This window comes from Cryobacterium sp. 10I1, assembly GCF_035019805.1.
GTDB lineage: Bacteria > Actinomycetota > Actinomycetes > Actinomycetales > Microbacteriaceae > Cryobacterium > Cryobacterium glucosi.
In genome coordinates, this window is the sequence record NZ_JASJVF010000604.1 from 1 (window position 1) to 339 (window position 339).

At 69.9% G+C, this 339-nt stretch carries 1 pseudogene; it reads right to left on the minus strand.

The features are described 5' to 3' along the window. Positions 1–309, minus strand: a pseudogene (locus tag QN345_RS19970) (hypothetical protein); the annotation flags it as partial. Between the last annotated feature and the right edge of the window lie 30 nt (positions 310–339).

Below are 339 nucleotides of genomic sequence, written 5' to 3' on the forward strand. Positions count from 1 at the left end.
GGGTGCCGCGGTTTCGGGGTTCGCCGCAGCGTCGGCTGTGGGTGACGGGGCCTCGGTTGGCGCGGCATCGGTGGGTGCGGTGTGGGTGGGGCGGATGGTGATCATGCGGACGGCGGGGCTTCGTCCTCCGGCGATGCGTTTCGGGTCGGCTTTCACGCCGAGTTTCATCAAGGCCAGGAACGCGTCCGCGGTGAGCTGTTCGGTGGTGCGCGGGTCGTCCTGGACCCGCTTCGCCCACGCGGCCTGCTCCTTGTCCACGAACCGGACCCCGCCCCGGCGGGGGCTGGTGATGGCGTCGTAGGTACTCATCAGGTATTCGCCGTCTTCGGGGGCGAACAG